This window comes from Nocardia seriolae NBRC 15557 (assembly GCF_007990715.1).
Taxonomy (GTDB): Bacteria; Actinomycetota; Actinomycetes; order Mycobacteriales; family Mycobacteriaceae; genus Nocardia; species Nocardia seriolae.
Genome location: NZ_BJWY01000015.1, coordinates 82,775 through 89,112 on the forward strand (window position 1 = coordinate 82,775; position 6,338 = coordinate 89,112).

Genomic DNA, 6,338 nt, shown 5'->3' on the forward strand with positions numbered 1-6,338 from the left:
ATAGAGGTGCTGTGACCATAGAGGCGGCCTTCTTCGGCCATCACGAGGCCGATCCGCGCGCCCTGCTGTACTACGAGTGGTGTCAGCGCGCCGAATCCGGTTACCTGGTCGATGATTTCGCGGAGGAAGTGCGCGACCTGACGCACACCGAGCATCCGATCCCGGGCGCCTGCTGGCGATTACTGGACCGGGTCGCGCGGGCGCGGCGGCGGCCGGACTGGCCCTACACCGAGTGGATCGACGCACCGGAGAGCGGGAATCTGCCCGAGCTGGAACCGGATCCGCGCCCGCCGATCCCCGCAGCGGAGCTGCTGGACCGGATCCACGGCGGCTGGCTCGGCCGCTGCGCGGGCTGCACCCTCGGCAAGCCGCTGGAGAACGGCTTCGTCTGGACGCCGGAGTCCATCCGCGCGTACCTGGAGTCGCACGACGCCTACCCGCTGCGCGACTACGTCCCCGCGCCGGACCCGGTCCCGCCGGAGATCAGCAGCCGAAGAGATTGGCGCGCAGCCACTCTGGGCGGCATCGATGGTTGCCCGCGCGACGACGATATCGACTACACCATTCTCGGTCTGCACCTGCTGGAACGGCGCGGCCCGGCCTTCACCCCCGACGACGTGGCCGCCCTGTGGCTGGAGCGGATGCCGTTCCTGCAGACCTACACGGCAGAACGCGTGGCCTACCGCAATCTCATCGACGGCTTCGCCCCGCCCGACACCGCTTCCTTCCGCAATCCCTACCGGGAGTGGATTGGCGCGCTCATCCGCGCCGACATCCACGGCTACACCCACCCCGGCCACCCCCGCCGCGCGGCCGTCGCCGCGGCCCGCGACGCCTCGATTTCCCATGTGGGAAATGGCCTCTGGGCCGCGATGTGGGCGAGCGCCCTGGTCGCCGCCGCCTTCACCGCGCCCGATCCCGCCGCCGCCCTGGACACCGCCCACTCGGTGATCCCCGCCCGCTCGCGGCTGGCGGTGGCACTCGCGCAGGTGCGCGACGACCACCGCGGCGGCGCTTCCTGGGACACTGCGGTGGCCGCGATCCGCGCGCGCCACGGCCACTACGGCTGGGTGCACGCCATCGGCAACGCCTGCCTCATCACCGCCGGACTGCTCTGGGGCGCAGGTGATTTCACGAACACCATCGCCTTCACCGTCCAAGGCGGCTGGGACACCGACTCCAACGGCGCGACCGCGGGCTCGGTGGCGGGCGTCCTCACCGGCGCATCCGGCATCCCCGCCCACTGGACCGCCCCGTTCCACGACGCCGTCCGCAGCGCGGTCGCGGGCTACGGCGGCAGCCGCATTTCCGGCCTCGCCCGTCGTACCCGGAAGCTGCTCGGTTAGAACCCGATACGACAAGGGCGGTGCCGGTCCGTTCGGACCGGCACCGCCCCGCTTCGGCCTTTCAGGGGCGTAGCCCCGGCCTGCTAGCGCTCGACGATGGCGACGACGCCCTGGCCGCCCGCGCAGCAGATGGAGACCAGCGCGCGGCCGCCACCCTTCTCGGCCAGCTGCTTGGCGGTCGCGGCGATGATGCGACCGCCGGTGGCGGCGAACGGGTGGCCCGCGGCCAGTGAGGAACCGTTCACGTTCAGCTTGGAACGGTCGATCGGGCCGAGCGCGCCGTCCAGGCCCAGGCGCTCCTTGCAGTACTGGTCCGACTCCCACGCCTGCAGGGTGGCGAGCACCACGGAGGCGAAGGCCTCGTGGATCTCGTAGTAGTCGAAGTCCTGCAGCGTCAGGCCGTTACGGGCCAGCATGCGCGGCACCGCGTAGGTGGGGGCCATCAGCAGGCCGTCGGGGCCGTGGATGTAGTCCACCGCGGCGACCTCGGAGTCGACCAGGTAGGCCAGCGGGGAGAGGTTGCGCGCGGCCGCCCACTCCTCGGAGCCCAGCAGCACCGCGGACGCGCCGTCGGTGAGCGGGGTGGAGTTGCCCGCGGTCATGGTGGCGTCGCCCAGCTTGGTGCCGAAGACCGGCTTCAGGGTGGACAGCTTCTCGATGGTCGAGCCCGGACGCAGGTTGTCGTCGCGGGTCAGGCCCAGGAACGGGGTGACGAGGTCGTCCATGAAGCCGCGGTCGTAGGCGGCGGCCATGTTCTTGTGCGACAGGAAGGCCAGCTCGTCCTGCTCCTCGCGGGAGACGCCGAACTCCTTGGCGGTGATGGCGGCGTGCTCGCCCATCGAAAGGCCGGTGCGCGGTTCGGCATTGCGCGGGATCTCGATGCCGACCATGGACGGGCGCAGGCGGCCGACCAGCTTCACGTAGTCGGAGTTCTTCTTGGCGCGGTTGGCGTCGAGCATCCACTCGCGCATGCCCTCGCTCACGCCGATCGGCGCGTCGGAGGTGGTGTCGGTGCCGCCGCCGACGCCGTTCTCGATGCGGCCCAGGGCGATTCCGTCGGCCACGGTGACGATGGACTGCAGGCCGGTGCCGCAGGCCAGCTGCAGGTCGTGGGCCGCGGTGTAGGGCGAGAGGGTGGAGCCGAGCACGCTCTCGCGGATCATGCCGTGCTCGCCGACGCGCTTGAGCACCGCGCCGCCGACGACCATGCCCAGGCGCTCGCCCTGCAGGCCGAAGCGGGAGACCAGGCCGTTCAGGGCCGCGGTGAACATGTCCTGGTTGGAGGCGTGGGCGTAGCGGCCGTCGGAGCGAGCGAACGGAATGCGGTTACCGCCGAGGATGGCAACCGGGCGCGCCTGCTTGGTGGTCTTGGCCGCGGCCTTCGCCGAACGGGCTTTGGTGGTCACTCGAGTCTCCAGTGTCTCGTCGGTGGATTTTCCGGGACGGTTTCCCCGGCCGGCAGAGCCGGGGCGCGCACGTCAGTCGGTTTACTTTAAACTTACTCTGGAGTAAGTTCATTGTCGACACCGTACCCCGCATGTGTGCGCAAAACCCCATCGTGCAAAAGACGCCGTCGCGGGCCGAGACCAAGGAGAAGGTAGGAAACGTGGCTGCCAGCAAGAGCAAGGGCGCTCCCAACCTCTACGGATCTTTCGTTCACTCCGCCCCCGGCGCGTTCCTGGCCTCCAAGCTGGGCCTGCCGCAGCCGGAGACCCTGCGCCGCTACAAGCAGGGTGAGCCCGCGCTGCCCGGCCCGGTGCTGCTGGGCGGCAAGGGCCGCGCCGCCGACGCCGTGCGGAACCTGCTGGGCGACTACGCCTTCGTGGATTCGGTCACCCCCGGCGTGAAGTTCGGTGCGCTCGTGTTCGACGCCACCGGCATCAAGACCGTCGAAGAGCTCGAGCAGCTGTTCCAGTTCTTCCAGCCCGCCATGCGCAGCATCGCCGCTTCCGGCCGCGTGCTCGTCATCGGCACCACCCCGGAGCTGGCCGGCTCGGTCGACGGGCAGATCGCCCAGCGGGCGCTCGAGGGCTTCACCCGCTCGGTCGGCAAGGAGCTGCTGCGCGGCGCCACCTCCAACCTGGTCTACCTGCACCCCGAAGCCGCTTCCGCCGCAACGGGTCTGGAGTCCACCCTGCGCTTCGTGCTGTCGGGCAAGTCGGCCTTCGTCGACGGCCAGGTCTTCCGGGTCGGCAAGGACGACGCCGTCTCCCCCGCCTCCTGGGACAAGCCGCTGGAAGGCAAGGTCGCCGTGGTCACCGGCGCCGCCCGCGGCATCGGCGCGACCATCGCCGAGGTCTTCGCCCGCGACGGCGCGACCGTGATCGTGGCCGACATCCCGGCCGCCGGTGAGGCGCTCTCGGAGACCGCCAACAAGGTCGGCGCGACCGCGCTCGCCCTCGACGTCACCGCCCCCGACGCCGCCGAGAAGCTGGCCGAATTCGCCACCCAGCGATTCGGTGGCATCGACATCGTCGTCCACAACGCCGGCATCACCCGCGACAAGCTGCTCGCCAACATGGACGAGGGCCGCTGGAACTCGGTGCTCAACGTGAACCTGGCTGCGCCGCACCGCATTACCGAGGGCCTGGTCGCCCGCGGCGCGCTGCGCACCGGCGGCCGCGTCATCGACGTGTCCTCCATCGCCGGTATCGCGGGCAACCGCGGCCAGACCAACTACGGCGCGTCCAAGGCCGGCGTCATCGGCATGGTCAACGCCGAGGCCCCGAAGCTGGCCGAGCAGGGCATCACCATCAACGCGGTGGCCCCCGGCTTCATCGAGACCGCCATGACCGCCGCCATCCCGCTCGCCACCCGCGAGGGCGGCCGTCTGCTGTCCTCGCTGTTGCAGGGCGGCCAGACCGTGGACGTCGCCGAGACCATCGCCTACTTCGCCTCCCCGGCGTCGAACGCGGTGAACGGCAACATCGTTCGCGTCTGTGGCCAGGCCATGATCGGAGCATGATGACCCAGACCGTCAACCTCACCGAGGTGCCCCGCAACAGCGGCCTGTTCGTCAAGGCCGCGCTGGGCGCGCTGCCGGTTCCGGGTCTGTCCAACCGCAAGCCCACCCTGCCGGACCGCACCGTCCGCCTCGAGGGCTTCAAGGTCGACCCGGACCACCTCGCCGCCTACTGCCGGGCCACCGGCCTGCGCTTCGGTGATTCGCTGCCGCTGACCTACCCGTTCGTGCTCAGCTTCCCGCTGGCCATGCAACTGGTCGTGGCCCGCGACTTCCCGTTCGTGGCCGTCGGCGCGGTGCACGCGGAGAACGTCATCGAGCGCACCCGCGAGATCTCGGTGGCCGAGCCGCTGGACTTCGAGACCCACATCGAGAACCTGCGCGAGCACCCCAAGGGTCTGCTCGTGGACGCCATCACCGAGGTGAGCGTGGGCCGGGAACTGGTGTGGCGGCAGGTCACCACCTTCCTGCACCAGCAGCGCACCTCGCTCTCGGGCGGGCCCAAGCCCGAGCCCAAGCCGGACGAGGTGCCGCCGCCCCCGCTCAAGGCGCTGCGCGTCGATCAGAAGATGATCAACCGCTACGCCGCCGCCTCCGGCGACCACAACCCGATCCACACCTCGGCGCTGGGCGCCAAGGCCTTCGGCTTCCCCAAGCCGATCGCGCACGGGATGTGGTCCGCGGCCGCCGTGCTCGGCGCGCTCGAGGGCCGGATCCCCGGAAAGACCACCTACGCGGTCAAATTCGGCAAGCCGATCTTCCTGCCGTCCACCGTCAATCTGTACGCCGACCAGGTGTCCGGTGGCTGGGACATCTCCTTGAAGAACCCGAAGAAGGGCTACCCGCACCTGACCGCTACGCTGCGCTGAACGTGACGAGCGTGTCACCCAGGAATTCGGGTCGGATCCCCGCCTAGCGGAATCGGCCCGAACGGGGGTGAAGAGCCGCACATTGTTTCGCATACGGATGTCGCCACGCAGGGGTTTCTACATCCGGCCGAAACGGTGTGCGGCTCTTGTATTTCAGGAGCTGCCCGGACTTCAGCAGTCGCAGCCGCAATCGCAGCAGCCCCCGCAGTCGCAGCCGCCGCAATCACAATCGCCGCAATCGCAGCAGTCGCAGTCGCAGTCGCAACGATTGACCCACGCGTCCTTGCGCTGACCGCTGCACGGACGAGTATGCGTGGCACAGCAGGCATATCCGGTGCAGTACTGCGTGCAGATAATGCCCAGCCCCTCCAGCGGACCGGGTCCCTGAGACGGCGGCTGCCCGCCCGCTCCCAGTCCGGGCTGCGGCGTGAACGGCGCACCGGGCTGCCACGGCTGCTGACCGCGGGGTGCGGAGACACCCTCGAACACGCCCGGACGGGTTTCCGTCAGCGCGGTGATCGTGGCGGCCGGGGTCGAAGCGGTGCGGCAGGCGCGCGTCGTGCACGTGTGGGCGATGCCCGCGGTGCGGCCGAGTTCGCGGACCACGCCGCGCAGCGGATCGAGCAGGCTCCAGCGGATGGTGGCGGCCCGATCCAGCGCGACGCGGTGCAGGGCGGCCCGCAGCAGCGAATTCGATTCGGACACCAGCGCATGTGCCTGTTCCGGCGAGGTGCCGGTGGCCACCAGCGGGTTGAAACGGCCCCGGGCACGGTCGGCGTCGAGGTCCTCGAGGGCGTCAGCGAGGTGGGCGATGCGGCCGAAATGCCAACCGGCTTCGCGCAGGGCATCGGCGTTCTCGGGGCGGTCGGCCAGAATCGCGGTGTGCGCGAACAACTCCGCCGCGCAGAGCTGGGTGGGTCCGGTCAGCTCGTCGAGGGTGCTCCCGGGGGAATTCTCCAGCCGCAGCTGGGATTCGATCGCGGTGATGAGCGGTTCGACGTCCAGGCCGAGCGGAGCGGCGGCCGCTCGGGCTCGGGTGTGCCAGCGGGTGGAGACCCGGGTGAGGGGTCGGCGGGCCAGACGATGGGTCTCGCCGTCGTCGACGTGGTCGCGAATCTTGGCCGCGCCCAGCAGGAGTGAGGCCGTTGCCGCCAGCCGCAC

At 70.3% G+C, this 6,338-nt stretch carries 5 protein-coding genes; 3 read left to right on the forward strand and 2 right to left on the reverse strand.

The features are described from left to right. Nucleotides 1–11 precede the first annotated feature (11 nt). Entirely contained in the window at nt 12–1,346 is a 1,335-nt protein-coding gene (locus NS2_RS07490) for an ADP-ribosylglycohydrolase family protein (RefSeq protein WP_197707877.1), read from the forward strand. 83 nt (nt 1,347–1,429) lie between these two features. On the opposite strand, the gene NS2_RS07495 is transcribed toward NS2_RS07490, so the two are convergent. After that, a complete protein-coding gene (locus NS2_RS07495) occupies nt 1,430–2,752 on the reverse strand; it encodes an acetyl-CoA C-acetyltransferase (RefSeq protein ID WP_147207116.1) in 1,323 nt (440 codons plus the stop codon). Nucleotides 2,753–2,952: 200 nt separating this feature from the next. On the opposite strand from NS2_RS07495, the gene NS2_RS07500 reads away from it, so the two are divergent. Both NS2_RS07500 and NS2_RS07505 read left to right on the forward strand, forming a co-directional pair. Further along, on the forward strand, nt 2,953–4,311 hold the full coding sequence (locus NS2_RS07500) for a 3-oxoacyl-ACP reductase (RefSeq protein WP_033085967.1): 1,359 nt from the start codon (nt 2,953–2,955) through the stop codon (nt 4,309–4,311). Then, a complete protein-coding gene (locus NS2_RS07505) occupies nt 4,308–5,177 on the forward strand; it encodes a MaoC family dehydratase (protein ID WP_033085921.1) in 870 nt (289 codons plus the stop codon). Before NS2_RS07500 ends, NS2_RS07505 begins: the two co-directional genes overlap by 4 nt. 171 nt (nt 5,178–5,348) lie before the next feature. Here the strand turns inward: NS2_RS07505 and NS2_RS35870 are convergent. Continuing rightward, the coding region (locus NS2_RS35870) for a DUF5685 family protein (RefSeq protein ID WP_186817583.1) at nt 5,349–6,338 on the reverse strand (990 nt) is incomplete at its 5' end.